This is a genomic window from Rahnella sp. BIGb0603, from assembly GCF_024808755.1.
Lineage (GTDB): Bacteria > Pseudomonadota > Gammaproteobacteria > Enterobacterales > Enterobacteriaceae > Rahnella > Rahnella contaminans.
Genome location: NZ_JANUEX010000001.1, coordinates 479,627 through 503,347 on the forward strand (window position 1 = coordinate 479,627; position 23,721 = coordinate 503,347).

Genomic DNA, 23,721 nt, shown 5'->3' on the forward strand with positions numbered 1-23,721 from the left:
TAGAACGATGCTGTTCTCCCAGACCGGTCTTGCGAAGTATCGTTACTATCGCATTGCGCTTGCCTGCGCAATGGGGATATGTACATTGCTTCTGACTCTTGGCATTCGCATTTACGAACAAGCTCAGGTCATCGCAGAAGATCAACAACGCGTGGCTATCCACACCGTTGAAAAATTGGAGAAATTACTTGAACCTGCGTCACCCGCAGGAAGAGCGATTCCTATCGACCAGACGCTAAGCTGCAACGCGCTGCAACCGGTCATGCAACAAACTGTCGCCCGTATGCAAACGCTGCGATCCATCAGCCTGGTCAGTAATGGCACCATCATCTGTTCGAGCCTGATCGGGGCTTTAGATCTTAATTTCAACAAAACACTGCCTAATCTGGCACAGGGTAAAACTCAGCTAGATCTGCGTGCGTCAAAATGGAGCAAGGTGGATGCGCCGACGCTGGTTCTCTGGCAACCGACCACGCCGGATAATCTCAACGGCGAGCTGTTTGTTTATAACATCGGTGTCCTTTCGAACTTTCTGCTTGAGCCGCAACCCCCCTACGCCAGCCACATCGTATTAAATGTCGGAAGACAAAATCTCGAATACGGCAGTGACGAGATTGTGGAAAGCAGTCACCTCCCGCAGCCAGCATTGCTGAGCGTCAGTTCTGATAAATACGATTTTTCCGTATCGCTTTATGGCGAAGAAGCCAGCGATTTAGCCTGGAGTGAACTGTTATCTCATCTGCCCCTTTCTGTATTAATCAGCCTGCTGACCGCCACCGCGGTTTATCTGCTTTCCGGCAGCCGGATCAGTCTGGCTTATCCGATCAGTCACGGGATTTCGCACCGCGAATTTAAGGTCTACTGCCAGCCCATCATTAACAGTACCGATGGCCGCTGTATCGGCGTAGAAACCCTGATGCGCTGGAAAAATCGCCGTCAGGAATGGGTGTCGCCCGATGTCTTTATTCCGCTTGCTGAACAGCACGGGTTGATCATTTCGCTTACGCGATATCTGATTCAGACGGTTGCGAATAACCTGGAAGTGTTCCCTGCCACACCCGGTTTTTACGTCAGTATTAATGTCGCAGCGCAGCATTTTAATAACATGGAAATTGTGGATGACATCCGCAAAATCTGGCTTCCGGCGCAGCCTTCGGTATCCCTGATGCTGGAACTGACCGAACGAACACGTTTGCAGGAATTACGCGCGGCAGAAATTTCACAGCTGAAAGAAATGGGGATCCTGCTGGCCATTGACGATTTCGGCACCGGTCACAGTTCGCTGAGTTATCTCAAGACACTGAACCCTGACGTACTCAAAATTGATCAGGCCTTCACAGCGTCGATTGGTACGGACGCGATTAACGCGACGGTCACCGACACCATCATTACGCTGGCGCAACGCCTGAATCTGAAGCTGATTGCCGAAGGGGTGGAAACGCGTGAACAGGTGGAATACCTGCGGCAGCGCAAGGTTGATTCTTTGCAGGGTTACTATTTTGCCCGGCCAATGCCGATTGAAGTGTTCCCTGTCTGGCTTGAGCGCTATAAAAAATCGACTCAAATCATCACGCCGCCGAACGAAACCAAACCGGCCTGATAGCCTGCCACTGAATTCAAACCATAAAAAACGGCGACCGGAGTCGCCGTTTTCACTGAAGCAGAACCGGTTACTGTTCCTGTTCCCAGTCATTCTCTGACTTCAACCGTGTAATGCGAACGCGCTCGATGCGGTATTCCGACACGTCCAGAATTTCAAAGCGCAGCGAAGCCATTTCAATCACCTCACCCGCCACCGGCATCTGCCCGGACTTCGACAGCAGTAACCCCGCCAGCGAAGCGAAATCATCGTCAGTGCTGACCAGCGTGTTCACGTCGAGAATTTGCTGTAGCAAATGCAAATCCGTCCCGCCTTTGGCTATCCATGATTCACCGTCAGCAATAACGTCCGGCGTTTCATCTTCGTCCGGGAACTCGCCTGCAATGGCTTCGAGCACGTCGAGCGGCGTCACCAGCCCCTGAATCACACCAAATTCATTACTCACCACGACCAGGCGGCCTTTCGCTTTACGCAGAACGGCAAGCAGATTGATGACGTCCATGGTTTCAGGCACCACAATCGGCGGCGTTTTTTCTGCAAACGCCACGATGTTTTCACCGTTTTCCAGCGCAACCAGCAGGTCCTTCGCACGAACGACCCCGATGACATCATCCAGAGAGTGGCGGCAGATAGGGAATAAACTGTGCGGCGTGTCGAGCAGCTGGCTGCGAATTTCGGCGGGTGACTTTTCACAATCGACCCAAGAAATTTCAGTTCGCGGCGTCATTACACTGCGCAGCGTACGCGAGGCCAGCGTCAGTACGCCGGTGATCATATGCCGTTCTTCTTCAGCAAACGTCTCACCCGCCGGTAACACATCGCCCGTCGGTTCATCTTCATTCTGACTCTGACGTTTCCCGCCCATCAGACGCTGAATCGCCTCGGCGGTACGTTCACGCATAGGACGGTTCGACTGGCTTTTCAGGAAGTTGCGGCGCGCAATCTGGTTGAACAACTCAATCAGAATCGAGAAACCAATCGCAGCGTACAGATAGCCTTTCGGAATATGGAAGCCAAATCCTTCTGCAATCAGGCTCAGGCCGATCATCAGCAGGAAGCTCAGACACAGGACGACCACCGTCGGATGGTTATTCACGAAACGCGTCAGCGATTTAGACGCCAGCAACATCACACCCATGGCGATCACCACCGCCGTCATCATGACAGCCAGGTTGTTCACCATGCCGACTGCCGTAATCACCGCATCGAGCGAGAATACCGCATCAAGTACAACAATCTGCGCCACTACTGACCAGAAACTGGCGTAGCCACGGTTTGGCGTTCCCTGTTCATCGTGCCCTTCCAGCCTTTCATGCAGCTCGGTTGTGGCTTTAAACAGCAGGAACAGGCCACCGACCAGCAGGATCAGGTCACGCCCCGAGAAACTGAACTGTGCGATGCTAAACAGCGGCGTGGTCAGTTTGACCATCCACGAGATCAACGACAGCAGGCCTAAACGCATAATCAGTGCCAGCGACAGGCCGATGATTCGGGCTTTATCTCGCTGTTTAGGCGGCAGTTTATCGGCAAGGATGGCGATAAAAACAAGGTTGTCGATACCCAGAACAATTTCCAGGACAACAAGCGTCAATAAACCGACCCATATTGAAGGGTCCATCAGAAATTCCATGTCAGACTCCGCAATGAGTTAAAGAAAAAAGACGCAAAGAAACGCATTTCGCTGAGCTTTCAGAGGCCCGGCAAACTTTTTTTACTGCAAAATTAACAGATGAAAGCGGTTTCAGTGCGGCAAAAATCAGGCCCATTGGGGCGGATTTGCCGGTGATCATGAGGTGAAAAAGCGAAGAATAGTGACGTCGGTGACAGTCCATAGGGAGGGCTGAGGCCCGGTACTCCTGTTCAATTATTGGGAAAATTACTCTATCAGGAATGATTATATGAAGAAAGTATGATTTTTTACCTTCAGCATCATCCTGTAACAACTATGCTGTTTTATTGCCCACGTGAAAGCGTATTCACATTACGTCGTTGAATAACGGACAGTCGTCACAAAAATTATTTTTTCGCACACTAAAATAAATCACGTCGCACAACCTGTTGAGGTTCTGCTGTTTTACTGTTTAGCAGTCTTATCAGAAATTAAGGAAAGATTAGTTACGCAGGGAGTGCCCTGTTCGCCTCAGGAATAAAAACGGGCGGACATCATCAGCACCATTACTTATGTGCATAACTCTTTCCCAGAGTTAACAGAGGAGGTAGCGAGTGAGTATTGCTATTATCATCGGCACGCACGGGTCAGCAGCTGAGCAGTTGCTGAAAACAGCGGAAATGATTTTAGGTGAACAGGATAATGTCGCCTTCATTGATTTCGTTCCCGGCGAAAACGCCGAAACCCTGATCGAAAAGTACACGGCAAAGTTGGGTGGTTTAGACACCAGCAGCGGCGTTCTTTTCCTGGTCGATACATGGGGCGGCAGCCCGTTCAACGCCGCCAGCCGCATTGTTGTCGATAAAGAAAATTACGAAGTTGTCACCGGTGTTAACATCCCGATGCTGGCAGAGACTTTCATGGCACGTGATGATAACCCCTCTTTCGCAGAGTTGGTTGCCATCGCAGTAGAAACTGGCCGAATCGGTGTGAAAGCACTGAAAGCGCCGGAAGCTGCGCCTCAAGCCCCTGCTGCCGCGCCTGTGCCAAAAGCAGCAGCCCCGGCGAAACCTGCCGGTCCGAACGACCATATGAAAATCGGCCTTGCCCGTATCGATGACCGTTTGATTCATGGCCAGGTAGCGACCCGCTGGACCAAAGAAACCAACGTAACCCGCATTATTGTTGTCAGCGATGAAGTCGCTGCCGATACCGTGCGTAAAACGCTACTGACTCAGGTTGCTCCTCCTGGTGTTACCGCACACGTTGTCGACGTCGCGAAAGCCATTCGCGTCTGGGACAACCCGAAATATGCCAACGACCGCGTCATGCTGTTGTTCACCAACCCAACTGACGTGTTGCGTCTGGTTGAGGCTGGCGTGAAAATCACGACCGTAAACATCGGTGGTATGGCTTTCCGTCAGGGCAAAACGCAGGTGAATAACGCCGTGTCCGTCGACGAAAAAGATATCGAAGCATTCAAGAAATTGAATGAAAAAGGTATCGAGCTTGAAGTGCGTAAAGTCTCTACAGACTCGCGCCTCAAGATGATGGATCTCATTAATAAGATGAATTAATAAGCACATCGAATTTGTGCAGATTCCCTCAACGTTATCTGCCTGATGCGCCTGTTTATACTCAGCGTCCTTTGGTCATAGGAGAAGTGCAATGGAGATCACCACACTACAAATTGTGCTGATATTTATTGTTGCATGTATTGCGGGGATGGGTTCGATCCTGGATGAATTCCAGTTTCACCGTCCGTTAGTAGCTTGTACCTTAATCGGTTTTGTTCTGGGTGATGTTAAAACCGGGATCATCATCGGGGGTACTCTGGAAATGATCGCTCTGGGTTGGATGAACATCGGTGCTGCTGTTGCACCCGATGCCGCTCTGGCTTCGATTATTTCCACCATTCTGGTTATCGCAGGCGGACAGTCTGTTGGTGCAGGTATCGCACTGGCAATCCCGCTGGCTGCGGCCGGCCAGGTATTAACTATCATCGTTCGTACCATCACCGTTGCCTTCCAGCATGCTGCCGATAAGGCCGCTGAAAAAGGTAACCTGAACGCGATCAGCTGGATCCACGTTTCAGCGCTGGTTCTGCAGGCAATGCGTATCGCAATCCCTGCCGTCATCGTTGCGGTTTCTGTGGGCACTGCCATCGTTCATGATTTGCTGGCGTCTATCCCTGAAGTGGTCACCAACGGCCTGAACATCGCCGGCGGTATGATCGTCGTTGTCGGTTACGCCATGGTCATCAACATGATGCGCGCTGGCTACCTGATGCCGTTCTTCTACCTTGGTTTCGTTACTGCTGCATTCACCAACTTCAACCTGGTTGCACTGGGTGTGATTGGTGTGGTGATGGCGGTTCTTTACATCCAGTTGAGCCCGAAATACAACAAGTCTGCGCAAGCAGCGGCTGCACCGGGTGTTAACGATCTCGACAACGAATTGGATTAAGGGTGAAGGACATGGTTGATCAAACTGCAGTTAAAAAACTCACGGCCAGCGATATTCGCGGTGTGTTTATGCGCTCCAACCTTTTCCAGGGGTCATGGAACTTCGAACGTATGCAGGCTCTGGGCTTCTGCTTCTGTATGGTGCCTGCAATTCGTCGTCTCTATCCTGAAAATAACGACGATCGCAAAGCGGCTATCAAACGCCACCTGGAATTCTTCAACACTCATCCTTACGTTGCAGCGCCTGTTCTGGGTGTAACGCTGGCGATGGAAGAACAGCGTGCTAACGGCGCACCTATCGACGACGCGGCCATCAACGGCCTGAAAGTCGGTCTGATGGGGCCGCTGGCCGGTGTGGGTGACCCGATTTTCTGGGGTACTGTTCGTCCTGTATTTGCGGCACTTGGCGCAGGTATCGCGATGACCGGCAGCCTGCTGGGGCCACTGCTGTTTTTCGTTCTGTTTAACCTTGTACGTCTGCTGACCCGTTACTACGGCGTGTCTTATGGCTACAAAAAAGGTGTCGATATCGTTAACGATATGGGCGGCGGCTTCCTGCAAAAACTGACTGAGGGGGCGTCAATTCTCGGCCTCTTTGTCATGGGGGCCCTGGTTAACAAGTGGACGCACGTAAACATTCCGCTGGTGGTCTCCAAAATCACCGACCAGACGGGCCATACCACGGTCACCACGGTACAGACGATTCTGGATCAGCTGATGCCAGGCCTGGTGCCCTTACTGCTGACCTTCGGCTGTATGTGGCTGCTGCGTAAGAAAGTGAATGCCTTGTGGATTATCGTTGGCTTCTTCGCCATCGGTATCTTCGGTTACTGGATTGGTCTGTTAGGTCTCTGATAACCTTGAAAACCGGGGGAGCAATCCCCCGGTTTTTTTATCGCTGTCGTTTGCCGGTTTCTGTGTTTCTATCTTGTTTTGCCTGATGGCTGTTTGCTGGAGTTTTTCATGTCTGTCACCGATATTGTCCTCGCCCTGTTTACCCTTCTGTTGCTTGCCTACGCCATCTACGACGAATTCATCATGGGTACCCGGAATGGCAAAACACAGCTGCGGGTGAACCTGCGACGCCGCAACAGACTGGATTCCATCATTTTCATTGGCCTGCTGGCGATCCTTCTGTACAACAATATCCATTCAAACGGCACGGTGATAACGAATTATCTGTTAATTGGTTTAGGCCTGGTTGCCTTCTATTTGTCGTTTATTCGCTGGCCAAAAATGCTGTTCAAACCGCAGGGGTTTTATTTCGCCAATACATTCATCACCTACGACAGGATCAGAAGCATGAATCTTTCCGAAGATGGGGTACTGGTATTTGAGTTAGAGCAGAAAAAGTTACTCATTCGCGTCAATGAACTGGACGATCTTGAAAGAATTTATAATTTAATGGTTAATAATCAGTAGGTTGACCTTTGACACTCGTATATTAGTTATAGCCTGATGCATATTAACGATAACATTGCTTAACCTTATTAATAACAATGTTGTTTAATTCCACATCAACGCCGTTGTTATTTTAGTCAGTTTGATAATTATTTATTCTTTGTGGGAATAATTCTCGGCTCCATTTGAAACCCTTATTTTATTTGTTGTTGTCCCGAATAAAAATATTATGATAAGGTTGCGCCGTCATTTGGGGAGTAGCCGGTTTTTGAATCAGTTTTAATAATGTGTATTCAAAAACGCCCGTATCAACATACTCGTTTTATATTCTGAAACGTGGTGCGGGCATCCGTAAGGTTGGCGAGACCATAGACACGTAGCGCTGCCGGGAGGTTGGGGGTGGGTTACGTGTATATGGAATACCCGGCCGGGACTCTTCTCGTGAACTTATCCGCCACACTGATTCTTGCTTTCGGCATGTCTATGGACGCTTTTGCCGCATCCATCGGTAAAGGGGCAACCCTTCATCGCCCGCGCTTTCGCGAAGCCTTGCGTACCGGTCTCATTTTCGGTGTCATTGAAGCCATCACCCCGCTTATTGGCTGGTGTCTGGGCTTACTTGCCACCCGATACATCATGGAATGGGACCACTGGGTCGCCTTTATTCTGCTGTTCATTCTCGGCTCACGAATGATTATTCAGTGCCTGAAAAAAAAACCTGAAGAAGAGACCACTTTGGCCAGCCGCCACAGTTTCTGGATCCTCGCAGCCACGGCCGTAGGCACCAGTCTGGACGCGTTAGCCATCGGGGTCGGTCTTGCGTTTCTGGAAGTGAACATCATCCATACCGCGATCTTTATAGGTATGGCGACGATGATCATGTCTACGCTGGGAATGATGCTGGGGCGGTTTATCGGCCCGTTGCTGGGTAAATGGGCCGAAGTGCTGGGAGGCGTAGTGTTGATCGGTATTGGCCTAAGTATCCTGCTAGAACATCTCGGTTACTTAGGCTGATATAGCAAAAACCGGCTCTGTTAGTCAGACTGGCGCTGGTGCAGTCTGATCACAAAATCAGTCTCACATTCGAACGCAGGCTGAGATTTTAAATTCGCCATCACCTCTTCCGTCGCCCGCCATGCAAACGGCGTCATTTGCAGCAAATCAAACGCTTCAGCGCCTGACAGGCGCATATTGTAAGCCAGCGTTTCTGTACTGACGCGCTCAAAACCTTCAAGCTGTTCATCCAGTTCAGCATGGAGCTGAACATCCTGATAAATCATGCCCTTCATCTGATATAAATGACGCGGACCAGGTGCGACGGTCAGCACCACGCCACCGGGCTTAATAGCACGGTAAAGCTCCTGCGCTTTGCATGGCGCATAGATGCGTACCACCGCGTCCAGAGAGTTATCGGCGAACGGCAAACGATGGCTGGAGGCGACGCAAAATGACGCATTGTGATAGCGTTTTGCCGCGTAGCGGATCGCCACTTTCGCCACGTCCAGCCCGAAGACATTCATCTTGCGATGATGAGACAGGCGTTCCGCCAGCGCGGTTGTGTAATACCCTTCTCCGCAGCCGATATCAAGTAGCGTTTCCGCGGTTTCCGGCAGCGCGTTATCCAGAATGTCCGCCAGCCGGTCACGTAATGGCTGGTAATGCCCGGCGTCGAGAAATGCACGGCGCGAAACCATCATTTCTGTGCTGTCCCCGGGCTGTTTCGAGCGTTTATGCTGCACCGGCATCAGATTAACGTAGCCTTCTCTGGCGTTATCAAACTGATGATTCGCGGCACACCGCCATTGCTGGCCTGTCAGCTCAAGCGGCTGGAAACAAAGTGGACATTGATAAGTCATGCGGAAAACCTGCAAGGAAAGTCTGAAAAGGGCGAAAATTCGCAACAAGGCTAAGTCTAAAGAAGGCGTACTGTTGTTGCAACTGCTGGAAAATCCGGTTCAAAGACGGCTACACTGAGTCGATAACATTTTTCTAACCGAGAAACGAGATGAGTGACAACTCAGCTTTACTCAGCCCTATCCCCGGGATCCTGCATGGATTCGGCGACAAAGAAAATCTGCTCCCTGTACACCTGCAAGCTTATGAATCTACCCGCCCTGAAAAGAAACAGGTTCACGGCACACATATTGTAGATGTCGTACAGCCCGGACAAGACTGCGGCGAGGCCGATGGTTTTATCACGTCAACGCCCGGAATTCTGCTGGCGGTTTTCACGGCTGACTGTTTACCGGTTATTTTTTGCCGCAAGGATGGTAAGCAAGTCGCGGCGATACATGCCGGCTGGCGCGGGCTTATCGACGGCATTCTTGAAAAAATGGCTGAGCGGATTAATGAGAACGGCGATACGTCAGACTGGTTTGCGGCGATTGGTCCGGCGGCAGGAAACTGCTGTTATGAAGTCAGCCAGGAATTGGTCGATGATTTTATGCAACGCCTCGATTTGCCTGCTTCACTGATTTCGCCCCGGCACCGGCATCTCGATCTGGCGGCAATCGCCAGTACCAAACTATATTCCCTCGGCTTTGCGGGCATTGATCATGCCGGTAGTTGTACAATCTGTACCGAAGCGCCTGGCGGAAACGGGTTCAAATACACCAGTTTTCGACGCAACAGTCATCAGCGCGCGAAAGACCCGAGGCATCCGGGGATCAGTGGCCGCAACCAACAATCGGGCATTATGATCTTATAAACCTGAGAAACACCGGATATACAGGCACAAAAAAACCCGCGCATGGCGGGTTTTTTTACAGCTAAGCGCTGCTTAGATTGCAGTTACGTTAACTGCTGACGGGCCTTTCTGGCCGTCTTGGATTTCGAACTCTACGTTCTGGCCTTCAGCCAGAGTTTTGAAGCCGTTACCCTGGATTGCAGAGAAGTGTACGAACACGTCTTTGCTGCCGTCAGCAGGAGTAATGAAACCGAAACCTTTAGACTCGTTGAACCACTTAACTTGACCTTTGATCTTTGCCATCTTGAGTATTTCCTTTGGATTGTTTAAACCGCCCGAGGGCGTTACATAGACAAACTAGAGTCGTTACTGCTTGAGGCACTAAGATTAGAATCGGCAGAGAAGCGGTATTCAACGTGAACGTCTTTACTCAGAACTTCTATACTGAAAATGCCACACATATACAGAACTGTACCTCGTTTTACCCAGATGCGTTATCACATACTCTGAATTCGATGGCAAGCCATTTTTAATCAGTGATGGACATGTCGCACATATTTGAGCCGGTTAAAGGCACTTCGTGTTCAGTTATGCTGAAATATGTTGATAGACATGCTTTTTTCTGCTTTGCAGTTTTACCTGCATATCAAACAAAACAATAACGACCTGTTTCGATTATTGATCATTTAATGCAGAACCGTAAGCGTAAAACACATGTTTATTTGAATTTTTATTGCGGTGCGCATTCCAGACTTCTTCAGGAAGCAGGGATTCTTCGTGACAGTCGGGCATCTCCCGGCAGGCAATACTTGGGTGATAGCCTGTCTGGCGGGTGAGTTGCACACTTGTCAGACAGAACGGGCACCCCGACAAGAACATATCCGAACGGTATGACTGGTTATGCAATAATCAATTACGCCATAGACGGATAAAATGGTGCAAAACAAAGGAGGATAAAGGAATAAATGCACCTAAACTGTGCGCCTTTATCTCCGGGAGATAATACAACGAAACACAGCAGCCCGGGAGAATTCAATTCCACACCGGTACCTATATAAAGCCATTTTTTCGACATTCCGGATTTTGACATTATAATGAATTAAAGTTTGCGAGTTGGTTAAACCGAGATAACAGTTAATAAACATCCGCCCCCAGCCTTATTCAAATATTAAATATCGATATAAAAAATAAATATTAAATTCCGTGATCGAAATCTCATCTTAGATTTATCACTTAAAGATATGAGTCACATAACTCTTCCGATCTTTCATCGGGAAAACGACAAAAAGGGTTACTGATTCCTGCACGCGGGTCTCTGGTATAGCGCCCTATAATCCACTGTATAACCTGAAAAAATTGCAGTTAACGCTCAAAACAGCGCATTTGGGATATTCTTACGAGCCATTATTCTGAACAAATGCACGCTGCTGACAGGAGAATTAAGCGTCAGCGGGATTGTAATTAACAACTTTATAACCCCTCATCTTTGTGAGTGTTAAGAGGGGTTATTCACTTTAACTGATAATACTTCTCATTTAATGGCGTGCCATTTACTTTCACCACCTGTTCGCGCCCTGAAAAATGAAATTCAACCTTTAGATATGCTTGCACCTATTTTTAAAGGTTTGAATTCCATTTCAGGCAAGTCGCTCTGACTCACAGCCTGAGATAATTCGCGTAAAGGCTCATCGAGTGATTCATCCGCTAATTCAAAAACGCCCCAGTGAATGGGCACCGCTTTGTGACAACGCAATTCTTTAAACACTTCGACAGCCTGCTGCGGGTCCATGTGCTGCGCACTCATGAACCATCTTGGTGCATACGCGCCAACCGGAATCGCTGCCAAATCAAATGGCCCCAGACGCTGCCCAATTTTTTCAAACTGGTCGCTGTAACCACTGTCCCCGGAGAAGTAGAATTTTAATAAAGGATGGGCCACCACCCAACCGCACCACAGAGACCGGTTGCGATCCCATAGCGTGCGCATACTCCAGTGACGCGCCGGTACTGCAGAAATCGTGATTTCACCGAACGTTCGTTCTTCCCACCAGTCGAGTTCCTCAACATGCTTTGCGCCACGCCGCGTCAGCCAGGATTTCATTCCCAGCGGCACCATAAATTGCACATCGGGGAAGCGGCGCAGGAGACGACGAACCGTCATACGATCCAGATGATCGTAGTGGTTGTGCGAAAACAGCACGACGTCTATTTTTGGCAGCTTATCGACGGAGGCCGCGACGGGCGTTTTCCTTTTCGGTCCGTAAAAACTCAGAGGCGAAGCACGGTCAGAAAGCGCCGGATCGGTCAGAATGTAACGACCCGACACCCTAAGCAACAGGCAGGCGTGGCCTAAAAACCATAACCGGTCATCGGTTCCACTGAAATCAGCCGCCTGCCACCACTGGCTGACAAAATGTTCATACCCTTTTTCAGGAGGAACCGGCAAACCCTGCTCTTTGCGTTCTTTCCTCCAGCGTTTTAGGTCGCCTTCCTGCCGGTTTTGCGGTTCGGCATTGGTGAACCCCTCAGGCGTATGATGTGCTTTTGAAGGATCGTAATAGGGATTTTTACCTGGCATAAGGCTCCTGTGAGATGACGACGGTTCCGGAGAGCAGTTCAGGCCTGCAATATTGAATAATTATCATAATTGCCGGTCACACCACAGACAGAAAGTGCAAAATAATGTGGCAAATGAACGTTTAGCGGACATTAAGAAAATCTTAATAACTCTATGTTGTACTAAAGATGTTCTGAAAGGAGACGCTTTATGACAATGAACACAACGAAAAACCGCAAGTCGTTTACTGCGCGGCTGACGCACATTATGCAGATCCAAACACAATATGGACGTCTATGGCTGCGCTCTCGCTTTCGCCGGTTCACTCTGCCACCGGCGCTAAAACTCATCATCCTGACATTGGCCGGGTTTATGATTCTGGCTATTACGGGCACATTGCTGCTGATGATGGATCTTATCTCCCTGATGCTCAGGCTGATAAAACGCCCCTTCCCTCGCGGCAGCTTGCATCAGGTTCGCCTGCCAGCGAAGGCGGTATAAAGAAAAACCGTGTCGGAGAATCCGGCACGGTTTTAAGTTTGAGACTCGTCGCTCTGCTTATCAGGCAGGCATACCACAAAGTTTGGTCAGATTTCTGGCGCCGATCATGAGAGTTGCCACATAGGATTGTCTGCGGGTCACGACTTCGACCGCAACACGCGCATCTTTGTATTTAATGAGGTAGGTAGAAGGCCAGCCCTGACGACGTTTGCCGTAGGCTTTTTCATGACTGTCGATAGCTGCATGAGCAACCACCAGATGGGAAAGATTTTTATCACCTTTAATGATGCGCTTCATAATGGACTCCGCCTTAGACACAACTGTCAAAATGAGGAAACATTAATCACTTGATACGCATCGCTTTATGCGATGCTTATTCGAATCACTTCTCTGCAAAACCTTGTCACAATCTGAGTATCTCTGCGCTTTTAATTATGCGCAAGTTTTACTAAGCAGGAAACATACCATTGCTGCACGAAGCGGCCGTTTGCTCTGCGCCTGCCACTGACCGTGCGGGCTGCTGATTTCTGCCAGCCAGAGGGGATCGCTCTGCAACTCTTTAAAATTTATGCTGATTTTGTTGGCGCAAATAATCGGCCACGCATCGGAGGGGTTGTTGCAATAATCTTTGCCTTTCATGCCGCCATAGGGATACCACTTCTCAGGCTCCTCTCCGGTCAATAAGGCAATGTTGTGGTTTACTTCACTGTCGTTTTCTTCAGACCATTTGATCATCTGTTCTTCCATCCTGCAGGGCACATGCGTGGAGACTACCGGAAGAATAAGACACTTTTGTGAATGAATGGCGTAAATGAAAAACCCGCCAATTGGCGGGTTAACAAAACGGAATTATCGTTCAGGAATAAATCCGCGCAGGCTGAGAGCAGAATCATCGTCTGCCTCAACGGAGGGCGCATTGCCTCTTGCCTGTGCAGCCAGAACCTTGAGCAACTCGGTTTGCTGGCGTTGCAGCTCAGCTATCTCGTGCAACAAAGCAATTTGCTCATTTGCCCTGACGCTGGCGCGGCTGACGAAAAACCAGACCAGAAGGAATAACAGCACTGAGAGTGCACACAGCACCAATGAAGCCAGGCTGCTTTGGCCCACTGCGAAATCAAACATTGACTACCCTACCACTGAATGTTCAGAGCAAGCATCTTACCATCCCCGGCAGGTCAGGGAAGCCATTCACAAAAAAACAGGGTTTTCTTACCGGTTTGCAAATCCCAAAGCTCGCAGATTCGTCTGGCGGGCATTACTCAGAAAGGAATAAAGGAGGTGATAGAGCAAACACCAAGGTCAAAGTTGCCGCCCTGATCGCAATAGCTGTTGAGGGCAAGCAAGTACAGACCGATACAGATGAGCAGGAAAAGGACGAACATCACGATCCTCCTGACACTGAAAACAGGCTTTTTCAATTTGATGGCAGGTCTCTTTTGGTTTAAAAAGCGTCTATCAGGGCTCAAAGGGATAGTCCAAACATAGCAGAACAGAAACCCATAGTACGACGTAAATCCTAAACAACGATATAACGAAGTATCGCCTTTTACTCTCAGCGCGCCCCGCAATTATCACATACAGAAATCATACACGATAATGCATAATTCTTATCAATGAATATCGAATAACTCCCGTTGATCTGCATCAAATAAATAAACATTTGGTGCATGCCTATTCCCCCTGTTATCCATCAAAACAGTTTCCGATAAATAAATATTTTTAACCAACACATTGCATAATGTAAGAAACTAAACCACTAAGTAATATATTCACCCTAAAAATGCACCTTAGCGATTTTCACAAAAATAAATATGGCCAATATCCTGAAAAACCCTTCACCACGTGGGATTTAGCGGATTACCACGCATTAAAACTCCGCTGCAGAGCCTGCCAGGCAAGGGTCTGCACAGAATCATAAGTTCTAATATGTCGTCATCATTCAGAAACCATAAAGGAAAACATTATTTAAAAGATTCCAAATAAATTAAATTCAGAACTTTAAATCACAAAAATAATTCAGCTTTCTTTCAGATTTGTGTGAACTTCTTTGTTGAATAACACCATGCATTAAAATATCATCCCGCCGTCGAACAGTTCTTCTGTCTCTTCTGTAATATAAATCAAAGCATAGTAACTGGAATATTTCAGTTGATTCATGCTGACTATTTTTTGTTGAGGGATTAATAAATGCATGCATGGAATAAAAAGTTCTTCGTTTCTAAAATAGCGCTGGCCTGCGCTGTTGCAGTAACAGCACCTGCGGCGATGTCAGCAGACATCTCCGGCACCGTATACGATACTTTCTACAGTGACTCGATTCAGTCTGGTTATATTGGCTATCACGGCTATGTTGATAATGATGGTGCCAATAACAGTTACACTGGCGGAGACATCTACTCTTCAATCAATAATGCAGTCGTAAACGGCGTTATCTCTACGCATTACCTGGGTTTTGATAGCAATGCCAACAATGTCCTGAATATCACCAATACCACCGTGAATGGCATGATCACTTCCCGTTGCGTGGGTTCTACGGATTCTACTTGTGGCTCTACAGCCCGCAATGAATACGACCAGTCACCATTGCAGCTTACCATTGATAATTCCACCATCAATGATACTTACGAAAACTTCGGTTATGACGTCGTTGGCGCAGACAATAAAACTACGCATCAGCAATACCCAACTTCTGCTTTGGGTGTTGCCGTAACACTTGAGCAAGAAAGCAACATCGTTATCCAGAACAATTCCCATGTTGCTGGCATTGCGCTGACGCAAGGTTATGGTTGGGCTGATACCACTGTTAATAATGGTAATACCTACGATACGAATATCACCGTTAATGATTCTGTTCTGACTTCAGGTTCATACAGTGAACTGAATAGTAATAGTTTTTATGGTCAGTCAGATAAACCTAGCGATTACGGTTCAAGAACCGACGGCGCAACAAATCCTGGCGATGATGTTGCGCTATCTGTAGCAGCAACTGCGCAAGATAACTCAATGAAGACTAACGCCGTCTTTAATAATTCCACGATTAAAGGCGATGTGACTTTCGCAAGCACATTTGACAATAATTATTATAAGGGTGGCCATGACAGCAATGGCGACGGCAATCTTGATACTAATGGTTGGGATGACACCGACGAACTGAATTTGACCCTGGATAATGGCAGTAAATGGGTTGGTGCAGCGACTTCAAACGTCGACAAAGATTATACTTTGTATGACCGCTCGGCTAACAGCATCTGGCCGGATTCACTTTACAGCAACACAACCAACCTTTTAATCGGCGACAGCGTCTATCAGAGCGGTCTGTTCAATGTTGCTCTGAACAATGGTTCTGAGTGGGATACCACAAAGGTATCCAACATTGACAATCTGACCCTGAATAACCAGTCACAGCTGAATGTTGTTGATTCGACTCTGCTTGCAGACAACATCTCTCTGACAAATCAGTCAAGCCTGAAAATTGCAGCACACGGCGGCGTTGCAACTGACGCACTGAACCTGAACTCAGGCAGTAAAGCCACTCTGACTGAAGAAACCGCTTCTTTGTACGCGAACACCATTACCGTAGGTAATGGTTCTCAGCTGAACTTAGGCGCTGGTGAGGTTGATACTCACAATATGGTGCTGACTGATGACGGTACCTTCAACGTTGGCAGCCGTGAATATGTTCTGAACTCCGACATGAACAACGCCCGCGACAAAACTGCTGCGGATTACGTTTACGATCGCGGTACTATCGGTATGAATTCCGATGGCCACCTGGCGGTTAACGGCGTGACTAACGGTAACTATCAGGTTCGTATTGATAACGCAACCGGCGCAGGCCGCGTTGCAGATTATCAAAACAAAGAACTGATCCGAACTTACGGTGGCAACGCATCCTTCACTCACGCAAATACCGCTGATCTGGGTGCTTATAAGTATCAGGCAGAACAAGTTGGCGATACCGTTGTTCTGGCTAAACAAGGCATCACTTCTACCGCTAACGCGGCGCTGAGCCTGCCTTCTTCTAACGCTGCAACCTGGCATATGGAACAGGATACTCTGAGCAACCGTATGGATAGCTCGCGTCACACCCAGGGTGATGACAAAGGCGGCGTATGGGTTAACTACTTTGGCGGTCAACAAAACGGCGACAATGGCGTTGTTGATTACGATCAGGACGTTAACGGCATCATGGTTGGTTTGGATAAAGTCACTGAAGGGGGTGGCGATCGTCAATGGCTGGTCGGTATGGCGGCGAGCTTCGCGAAATCCAGTCTGTCTATGGATAACGCAGATGCGGATACTGACAGCCAGTCAGCACGCGTTTACTCCAGCCTGGACTTCAAAAACGGCGTATTCTTTGATACCTCTCTGAGCTACAGCCACTTTAGCAACTCCACTGACAGCACCATGAGCGATGATCAGCAGGTGTCGGGTGATAACTCAACAGATGCATGGGGCTTCGGTCTGAAAGCCGGTTACGACTGGAAATTCGCACCACAAGCTTACCTGACGCCGTATGCAAGCATCACCGGCGTCTTCATTGGCGATGATGACTACAGCATGAGCAACAACATGCGCGTCAGCGATCAGGCTTATGACAGCATGCGTTACGAGCTGGGTACCAACATCGGTTACACCTTCGACCTGGGTGCCGATCAGGCCATCAGCCCTTACGCAACACTGGCATACGTTTATGAAGATGCCAACAATGATGCAGATATCAACGGCGACCGTATCGATAACGGCATCGACGGTTCAGCAGTTCGCGTTGGTTTAGGCGGTCAGTTCGATATGAGCAAAAACTTCACCGTTTACGCGGGTGCTAACTACCTGGGCGGCAGCGATGTTGACCAGCCGTGGGCAGCAAACGTGGGTATGAAATACCGCTGGTAATTTCTGCCTGATCTCTGTCTGACGCAGAGTTAAGTAATCAAATGGCCCCTTTTCAGGGGCTATTTTTTTGCTTTCAGCCCGAATGCCGCGATTCAGAATTGGCTGGAATGACATTTACCCGGAAATAACTTCTACTAGACTTATCAATATCCTGAAGCGTCAGGATGAACATGGGGAGTTGTGGGATGAGTGTGATTAAAACGATTATTGTTTTGGCCGTTATTTACGCCGTTTTTCTTTTTTCCGGCTATGGTGTGACCGTCGGCAGCAGTGAAAATGCAGCGGGTCTTGGACTGAAATGCCAGTATCTCACCGCGCGCGGCATTGTCAGCTCGCAGTATATCCATTCCGACAGCGGCGTAATTGGCGTGGCTAACTGCCCGATTTTCAAGCAGGTCGGCGAAGTGGTTGATAATAAGTAGAGAAAAAATGTGGGTTGTTATGCCCGTCCCGGCGGCGGGCATAACAAAAGCATCAACTGTCGTGTCGGGTGAATTTCAGCTCAATGAGTGAAATAGCCTTTTCGATAGCGCGCTTAGTGACCGGATCCGCTCCGGCAGGATGTTTACTGAAATCAATGCTCTTCAGTTGGTGAGACATTTTCTCGCGAACTTCCGCTGGCGCAATAATTTCGATCACATCCAGAATTTGTTTGATAACCAGCTGGCACGCCACCAAATCAGATTCAATTTCCTGTTCTCTGTTTAAAGAATCGGACATCAGATACTCCTCCCACAAAAGCCATTCGTAAAAATTATGGTCGCGAGAATATCACGCACATGGATGAAATTCTCTATCCTCGCCTTTCTTGTATTTCGCCTCGCTATAACTGGACAAAGAATCAGCAAACGAATCCCGTTTTGTGTCGCTACCCGGACATTCCTTCTATGCTTAATCAGGTGACAACAAAGGAGGAGCACGATGTTCGCACTTGTTTTGACCATCTGTTATCTCGGCGGTGGATGCGAAGATTTGGTCGTGGATGCCTTTAATACGAAGGCGCAATGCACTGTCGCCATGCACCAGCAAGGTTTGCGCCAGGCCGGCTGTTACCCTATTGAAGATTTTATTGATGGTTACTGGATCCCGGCACATGAGAATGCCGGATATTAACCCTTGTGCCCGCTTTCACAACGTGGCAATAAAATATTTCATAAAGATTGCTAAAGTGTCAGAAGAGCGGTATCAATACCCTGTTACTCATTGATATTTAACCATATTGACAGGGCAGGAAATGGCAATGACGATACGTAAAACTTATGGCTGCTTTCAGAAACTTCCCCTCGCAGTCCTTCTTTCCAGTGCCTTTCTGGCACCGTTTACCAGCTACGCTGCGACCGTTCCCGCAGGAGTTGAGCTGGCAGCAAAACAAGAAATCGTGCGCAATAACGGAAGTGAACCCGCCTCTCTCGATCCGCATAAAGTGGAAAGCGATGTTGAATTCAATATTCTGAGTGATCTGTTTGCGGGCCTGATTACCATTGATAACAAGGGCGATGCACAACCCTCGCTGGCCGCAAGCTGGGAAACGAAAGATCAGAAAACCTGGGTATTCCATTTACGCCCCGGCATTGTCTGGTCTGACGGTTCTCCGATTACCGCACAAGATGTTGTTTTCAGCTGGCGTCGTTTGATCGACCCTAAAACCGCTTCACCTTACGAAAGTTATCTGGGCAGCATGCACGTCCTCAATGCCAGTGAAATCATCGCGGGCAAAAAAGCGGCTGACCAGTTAGGGATCAAAGCGCTGGATAAAAATACGCTGGAAGTCACCCTCGACCAGCCGCTTTCTTACTTCCTCGGCATGCTGGCGCACCCTTCACTTTCGCCAATCAGTCAGGCAGATGTCGAAAAATTCGGCGATAAATGGACTCAGCCCGGCAACCTCACCAGCAGCGGTCCTTTTAAACTGGATACCTGGACGGTTAACGAACGTATAACAGCAGTCCGTAATGCAACCTACTGGGATAACGCGCATACCGTCATCAATAAAGTGACCTATCTGCCAATTGCTTCCGGCACGGCGGATGTTAACCGTTACAAAGCCGGTGAAATAGACATTACCAATACCATTCCGGCACCCTTGTTTGCCTCGCTGAAAAAAGAACTGGGTTCACAGGTTCATGTCAGCCCGTATCTCGCGGTTTATTACTACGCGATGAACACACAGAAACCGCCATTTAACGATGTCCGCGTGCGTAAGGCGCTGAATCTGGCAATTGATAAATCAATTATTGCCGACAAAGTGCTGGGTCAGGGACAGACGCCAGCCTGGCATCTGACACCGGATAACACCGGTGGATTTACATTTACCAAACCGAAAGATGCCAGCCTGACGCAGGACCAGCGTAACGAAGAAGCGAAGAAATTGCTGAAAGAAGCCGGTTTTGGTCCGGATCATCCGCTGAAATTCAATCTTCTGTACAACACGTCAGAAGCCCATCAGCGTATTGCCATCGCGGCGGCGTCTATGTGGAAAAAAAATCTCGGCGTGGATGCCGTTTTGCAGAATCAGGAATGGAAAACCATGCTGGATACCATGCATCAGGGGACCTACGAAGTGGTTCGTTACGCCTGGATTGCGGACTACAACGAGCCGTCCACGTTCCTGAATACGCTGCGTACCGGCAACAGCGAAAATACACCTAAATTCAGCAATGCCACTTACGATCAGGCGCTGAACGATGCATTAAAAGCGACGGATAAAGCGGATGTTGGCAAAGCGTATCAGCAGGCAGAGCAGGTTCTGACGGACCAATCTCCGGTCATCCCGCTGTACCATTATGTAAGCACCCGTCTGGTGAAACCTTACGTCGGCGGCTTCAACGACAGCCTGCTCAATTACGTCTACACCAAAGATTTGTATGTGATTAAGCACTAACGCATTGCGCTACCCCCCTTCCGGCCCACGTGCCGGAAGGAACTCATTTTCGCCCTGCCACCCGATCTCAGCCCGCGCACTTGCCACACGCCACTCAGATGGTAGATTGTACGTAAATCACACAAACGGGAGCTGTCATGAAATTCTCGCAAAGTGAGATCCAACCGCTTTGGGATGAAGTGGCGCGTATTATCGGTGATGGCGTGATTCAGATGCGTCACAGAGGGGAGCCTCTGAGTGCCGATGCGCTGATTGGTTATCTCGACGAGCAACTGGCCTGCGCCACCGGCGTTCAGCGTCGTATTTTACTTGGCGCGGCCATCAATATGTTAAAAGCCGACCGCCGTTCCTGAACAGGGGATAAACAAACCCTCGTCGCCTTTTCAGGAAACGAGTCACGAATAAATCCTGCAATTGCGTTCACTTAGGCTGCGATGCACGCCCCTGCGCGAATAAGAAAATGCGCTGAGTGATGTCATCCGCGCCGAGAATATTCCCTTTCTGCTCCAGATTTGCTTTGGCATAAGCCACATCGTGAGCCTGGTCTACCATGCTGATCACCCGATCGCGCGTAGGTTTATCCAGAATGCCCAGTAACGTGGTCAAAATTGCCTGATAAGCATTTGAAGCATAAGTCAGTTGTCTTTCACGTTGTTCCAGCGCGTCAATGCGAACCATCAGGGCCTGCAATTGTTCTTGATGCGTCATAGCGGCATCCTTCTTCACGGGGGAAAATAACCGGATACAGCGAAGAAAGGGATCTTCGCCGGTTACTGATATTAAGTTTAGCAGACTTAAAAAAAGTGAAGACCCCGACCAGCGGGATGCAAAGTAAACCGTTGTTCAATGAGCCGTTAACCGCTTCAGCAGTTGTAACCCGTCCTTATCCCAAACTCCCTCACGCCAGCAGGATTTTGCAGCACAAGGCGTAACATCAGCAGCACCTGCTTACAGATAGAAAAATGACAAACCAGCACCTGTTATGACATTTTCTGCCACAGCACTAATTGTTCATTCAGGGGAAATCAGGTGAAAAAAACAATCTTCGGCGCGGTCATGTGCAGCATATTACTGATGAGCTCATTTGCCCATGCAGCAGGTTGCCTTAAGGGCGCAGTCGTGGGAGGCGTTGCAGGGCATTTGAAACACCACGCGGTCATCGGCGCGGTGGCAGGTTGCGCTATCGGGCACCATCTTGCCGCGCAGGAAAAGAAACAGCAGGCCGCCGCTGCTGCGAAATAACCGGTAAAAACCAGGGCAGTTAATGCCCTGATATCACGTAGAAATTACGGCTCAGAGACCACCACGCGGTTACGTCCATCCTGTTTCGCTTTATACAGCGCTTCATCGGCTCTTTTCAACGACGTATCAGGATCGCCCTGCAAATAGTGCCAGTGCGCCACGCCCAGCGAAATCGTGATTGGCCGGATACCCGGCAGTTCCAGACTTTCAACATTTTCGCGAAGACGTTCAGCAATCATTTCCGCTTCAGCCAGCGCCGTGCGCGGCAATAGGACAAGAAACTCCTCTCCGCCAACCCTGCATAAAATGTCTGTTTCGCGCGCGTTATGGCGGATCTGCTCCGCCATTGATTTAATCACTTCATCGCCAACATCGTGGCCATAAGAATCGTTGATAGATTTGAAGTGATCGATATCCAGCGCAATGACTGAAAACTGCTGGCGCAGCTGCGCCACGGATTCCAGCGTCATGGCCAGCCCGCGCCGGTTAAACAGGCCGGTCATCGGGTCGGTTTGCGCTTCAAATTTCAGCTTACCGATTTTTTTCTGCAACAGACTGATACCAATCAGCAGCGCACGTTTCAGCTGGTTGGATTCAAAGTACCACGACGGAATTTCGCGGATATTAACCGAAACATCCGGGTTATCCATTTCGTTCGCATTGCGCGCCAGCAGCCACAGCGGACGGGCGATCAGCCGCGAGAACAACCAGACGGCAAGCAGTGTCAGGACGGCCAGCGGTGTCAGATGTTTAAGCACTTTAACCATCAGCCCTTCCAGCGGTTTCAGCGTGGCGTCGGTCGGACGAAGCGTCACAATCTCCCAGCCGGAAGAAGGCACAACCGCGTAACCGGCCAGCATCTGATCCCCGCCGACGCCTTCCACCATCAGGCTGCCGTTGGTCGCCGTTCGGACAATTTCTGTCATCGGATGTGGCTTCATCACCTCGCCGATACGGCTGGCGTCACGGTGATAAAGGATGCGCCGGTCTTCGTCGAGCACCGTGATGTAGGAACCGTCACGATAGAAATGCTCGCCCAGCAGTTCATTCAAAATGCTTTTTTGCTTCAGGTAAATGGTGCCGCCGATATACCCAAGGTACTTTCCGTCGGCGGTAAAAACCGGCGTCGAGATAATGATGACCAGGTTCTGCGCCGCAGAAATATAAGGTTTGCTGATCAGCGGGCGCCGTTCTTTCAGGGCTTCCACCGCGCCTGGCGTCGTCAGCACATGTCCGACAAGCTGTAAGCTGTCCGGCGATGTCGCCAGCACTTTTCCACGGGCATTGGTGATCACCACTGAATTGAAGCTGTCCGTCTGGTATTTGAGGCGAGCGGTTTCGGACTGAAGAATGGCAGGATCGTCAAAGTGGCCTGCCGCAATCACTGCGCTGTAGGCCAGTTGCTTTTGCATGCTTTTGATAAACTGTTCGGTGCTGGACGCAAGCTTCGTCGCATAAACGCGATTTTCTTCAAGCGTATTGTCGATCAGCAACTGGCGCTGTACGCGATAGCTGGCATAAAAGCTGTTTGCAAGCGTCACGAAGGCGCTCATTACGGCTAAGATCAGAATCAGACGTCGCAGATCGATGCGAAACAGTGAGCTGGAGAGGAGTGAACGTAACAAAAGGTCCGTCCTGTGGCAAAAAGTCGCTCATATTTAACACCGCTGCCTGCGATGCACAATAAGACCGGTGAAATAAACCCTTATCCTGCTGAATCTCCGGTGAAAAAATTCAAAGCGCCGACAAAACTTAACGCAAATTAATTCTCTCTTTCTCTTCTAACTGAAATTCTTTTTTCTTAAACATGCCCGCTTTGCCCGGGAGCGACCTTTTCACAAACCTCAATTCTCTTGCTGTAAGTCATTGCCTGAATAATCGCTATA

Annotated in this window: 26 protein-coding genes and 1 riboswitch; of the genes, 14 read left to right on the forward strand and 12 right to left on the reverse strand. The window is 49.2% G+C overall.

Features of this window, described 5'->3' with window-relative positions; translation table 11 throughout:
* The first annotated feature begins 7 nt into the window (after positions 1-7).
* Positions 8-1,600, forward strand: coding sequence for an EAL domain-containing protein (locus M2403_RS02200; RefSeq protein ID WP_152325651.1), 1,593 nt, complete (start codon positions 8-10; stop codon positions 1,598-1,600).
* Positions 1,601-1,670: 70 nt separating this feature from the next.
* Here the strand turns inward: M2403_RS02200 and M2403_RS02205 are convergent, their stop codons facing one another.
* Complete coding sequence (locus M2403_RS02205; RefSeq protein WP_259228499.1) at positions 1,671-3,230, reverse strand: TerC family protein; 1,560 nt, start codon at positions 3,228-3,230, stop codon at positions 1,671-1,673.
* Positions 3,231-3,823: 593 nt separating this feature from the next.
* Between M2403_RS02205 and manX the strand changes: the two genes are divergently transcribed.
* From manX to mntP, 5 genes are all read left to right on the forward strand, one after another.
* The gene (gene manX, locus M2403_RS02210; protein WP_152325649.1) at positions 3,824-4,786 is read left to right on the forward strand and encodes a PTS mannose transporter subunit IIAB; all 963 of its coding nucleotides are present in this window, start codon (positions 3,824-3,826) and stop codon (positions 4,784-4,786) included.
* A gap of 91 nt (positions 4,787-4,877) precedes the next feature.
* A complete protein-coding gene (locus tag M2403_RS02215; protein WP_101077145.1) occupies positions 4,878-5,675 on the forward strand; it encodes a PTS mannose/fructose/sorbose transporter subunit IIC in 798 nt (265 codons plus the stop codon).
* An 11-nt stretch (positions 5,676-5,686) separates the two neighbouring features.
* The gene (locus M2403_RS02220) at positions 5,687-6,529 is read left to right on the forward strand and encodes a PTS mannose transporter subunit IID (RefSeq protein WP_120506051.1); all 843 of its coding nucleotides are present in this window, start codon (positions 5,687-5,689) and stop codon (positions 6,527-6,529) included.
* Positions 6,530-6,637: 108 nt separating this feature from the next.
* On the forward strand, positions 6,638-7,096 hold the full coding sequence (locus tag M2403_RS02225) for a DUF986 family protein (protein WP_152325648.1): 459 nt from the start codon (positions 6,638-6,640) through the stop codon (positions 7,094-7,096).
* Positions 7,097-7,314: 218 nt separating this feature from the next.
* Positions 7,315-7,509, forward strand: a riboswitch (yybP-ykoY riboswitch).
* A gap of 7 nt (positions 7,510-7,516) precedes the next feature.
* Positions 7,517-8,089 carry a manganese efflux pump MntP gene (gene mntP / locus M2403_RS02230; RefSeq protein ID WP_165059747.1) on the forward strand — a complete coding sequence of 191 codons (573 nt, stop codon included), beginning with the start codon at positions 7,517-7,519 and terminating at the stop codon, positions 8,087-8,089.
* A 20-nt stretch (positions 8,090-8,109) separates the two neighbouring features.
* Here mntP and rlmA read toward each other — a convergent pair whose 3' ends face one another.
* The gene (gene rlmA / locus M2403_RS02235) at positions 8,110-8,931 is read right to left on the reverse strand and encodes a 23S rRNA (guanine(745)-N(1))-methyltransferase (protein ID WP_208951217.1); all 822 of its coding nucleotides are present in this window, start codon (positions 8,929-8,931) and stop codon (positions 8,110-8,112) included.
* Positions 8,932-9,080: 149 nt separating this feature from the next.
* On the opposite strand from rlmA, the gene pgeF reads away from it, so the two are divergent.
* Entirely contained in the window at positions 9,081-9,782 is a 702-nt protein-coding gene (gene pgeF / locus M2403_RS02240; RefSeq protein ID WP_165059662.1) for a peptidoglycan editing factor PgeF, read from the forward strand.
* A gap of 72 nt (positions 9,783-9,854) precedes the next feature.
* Here the strand turns inward: pgeF and cspE are convergent, their stop codons facing one another.
* The 3 genes from cspE to M2403_RS02255 form a co-directional block, all read right to left on the reverse strand.
* The gene (gene cspE, locus M2403_RS02245; protein WP_002221949.1) at positions 9,855-10,064 is read right to left on the reverse strand and encodes a transcription antiterminator/RNA stability regulator CspE; all 210 of its coding nucleotides are present in this window, start codon (positions 10,062-10,064) and stop codon (positions 9,855-9,857) included.
* A gap of 41 nt (positions 10,065-10,105) precedes the next feature.
* Positions 10,106-10,222, reverse strand: a complete 117-nt coding sequence (locus M2403_RS02250) for a DUF2627 domain-containing protein (protein WP_071823629.1) — start codon at positions 10,220-10,222, stop codon at positions 10,106-10,108.
* A 1,127-nt stretch (positions 10,223-11,349) separates the two neighbouring features.
* Positions 11,350-12,339 carry an MBL fold metallo-hydrolase gene (locus M2403_RS02255; protein ID WP_208951215.1) on the reverse strand — a complete coding sequence of 330 codons (990 nt, stop codon included), beginning with the start codon at positions 12,337-12,339 and terminating at the stop codon, positions 11,350-11,352.
* Between the two features lie 189 nt (positions 12,340-12,528).
* Between M2403_RS02255 and M2403_RS02260 the strand changes: the two genes are divergently transcribed.
* Entirely contained in the window at positions 12,529-12,819 is a 291-nt protein-coding gene (locus M2403_RS02260; RefSeq protein ID WP_152325643.1) for a hypothetical protein, read from the forward strand.
* 60 nt (positions 12,820-12,879) lie between these two features.
* Here M2403_RS02260 and M2403_RS02265 read toward each other — a convergent pair whose 3' ends face one another.
* The 4 genes from M2403_RS02265 to mgrB all read right to left on the reverse strand — a co-directional run bounded on the left by M2403_RS02265 (position 12,880) and on the right by mgrB (position 14,207).
* Positions 12,880-13,116: a DUF4060 family protein gene (locus M2403_RS02265; protein WP_104922655.1), complete on the reverse strand. Its 237-nt coding sequence runs from the start codon at positions 13,114-13,116 to the stop codon at positions 12,880-12,882.
* Between the two features lie 135 nt (positions 13,117-13,251).
* On the reverse strand, positions 13,252-13,554 hold the full coding sequence (locus M2403_RS02270) for a phage protein NinX family protein (protein WP_112291072.1): 303 nt from the start codon (positions 13,552-13,554) through the stop codon (positions 13,252-13,254).
* A 114-nt stretch (positions 13,555-13,668) separates the two neighbouring features.
* Positions 13,669-13,941, reverse strand: a complete 273-nt coding sequence (locus tag M2403_RS02275; RefSeq protein WP_165059658.1) for a YebO family protein — start codon at positions 13,939-13,941, stop codon at positions 13,669-13,671.
* 137 nt (positions 13,942-14,078) lie between these two features.
* The gene (gene mgrB, locus M2403_RS24910) at positions 14,079-14,207 is read right to left on the reverse strand and encodes a PhoP/PhoQ regulator MgrB (RefSeq protein ID WP_370530260.1); all 129 of its coding nucleotides are present in this window, start codon (positions 14,205-14,207) and stop codon (positions 14,079-14,081) included.
* Between the two features lie 799 nt (positions 14,208-15,006).
* Between mgrB and M2403_RS02285 the strand changes: the two genes are divergently transcribed.
* Both M2403_RS02285 and M2403_RS02290 read left to right on the forward strand, forming a co-directional pair.
* On the forward strand, positions 15,007-17,712 hold the full coding sequence (locus M2403_RS02285; RefSeq protein ID WP_259228500.1) for an autotransporter outer membrane beta-barrel domain-containing protein: 2,706 nt from the start codon (positions 15,007-15,009) through the stop codon (positions 17,710-17,712).
* Positions 17,713-17,897: 185 nt separating this feature from the next.
* Positions 17,898-18,134 (forward strand): YobH family protein, encoded by a 237-nt coding sequence (locus M2403_RS02290; protein WP_152325640.1) that lies wholly within the window; start codon positions 17,898-17,900, stop codon positions 18,132-18,134.
* 52 nt (positions 18,135-18,186) lie between these two features.
* Here the strand turns inward: M2403_RS02290 and M2403_RS02295 are convergent, their stop codons facing one another.
* A complete protein-coding gene (locus tag M2403_RS02295; protein ID WP_104922661.1) occupies positions 18,187-18,432 on the reverse strand; it encodes a DUF2766 family protein in 246 nt (81 codons plus the stop codon).
* 201 nt (positions 18,433-18,633) lie between these two features.
* Between M2403_RS02295 and M2403_RS02300 the strand changes: the two genes are divergently transcribed.
* The 3 genes from M2403_RS02300 to M2403_RS02310 all read left to right on the forward strand — a co-directional run bounded on the left by M2403_RS02300 (position 18,634) and on the right by M2403_RS02310 (position 20,946).
* Entirely contained in the window at positions 18,634-18,825 is a 192-nt protein-coding gene (locus tag M2403_RS02300; RefSeq protein WP_152325639.1) for a YebW family protein, read from the forward strand.
* Positions 18,826-18,952: 127 nt separating this feature from the next.
* Entirely contained in the window at positions 18,953-20,593 is a 1,641-nt protein-coding gene (locus tag M2403_RS02305) for an ABC transporter substrate-binding protein (protein WP_259228501.1), read from the forward strand.
* A gap of 137 nt (positions 20,594-20,730) precedes the next feature.
* Positions 20,731-20,946: a hypothetical protein gene (locus M2403_RS02310; RefSeq protein ID WP_152325637.1), complete on the forward strand. Its 216-nt coding sequence runs from the start codon at positions 20,731-20,733 to the stop codon at positions 20,944-20,946.
* A gap of 67 nt (positions 20,947-21,013) precedes the next feature.
* On the opposite strand, the gene M2403_RS02315 is transcribed toward M2403_RS02310, so the two are convergent.
* The gene (locus M2403_RS02315) at positions 21,014-21,301 is read right to left on the reverse strand and encodes a hypothetical protein (RefSeq protein WP_165059650.1); all 288 of its coding nucleotides are present in this window, start codon (positions 21,299-21,301) and stop codon (positions 21,014-21,016) included.
* 321 nt (positions 21,302-21,622) lie between these two features.
* Here M2403_RS02315 and M2403_RS02320 point away from each other — a divergent pair, with 321 nt between their 5' ends.
* Positions 21,623-21,835, forward strand: coding sequence for a hypothetical protein (locus M2403_RS02320; protein WP_371819734.1), 213 nt, complete (start codon positions 21,623-21,625; stop codon positions 21,833-21,835).
* A 44-nt stretch (positions 21,836-21,879) separates the two neighbouring features.
* On the opposite strand, the gene M2403_RS02325 is transcribed toward M2403_RS02320, so the two are convergent.
* Positions 21,880-23,460, reverse strand: a complete 1,581-nt coding sequence (locus M2403_RS02325; RefSeq protein WP_244370333.1) for a sensor domain-containing diguanylate cyclase — start codon at positions 23,458-23,460, stop codon at positions 21,880-21,882.
* Positions 23,461-23,721: the final 261 nt, after the last annotated feature.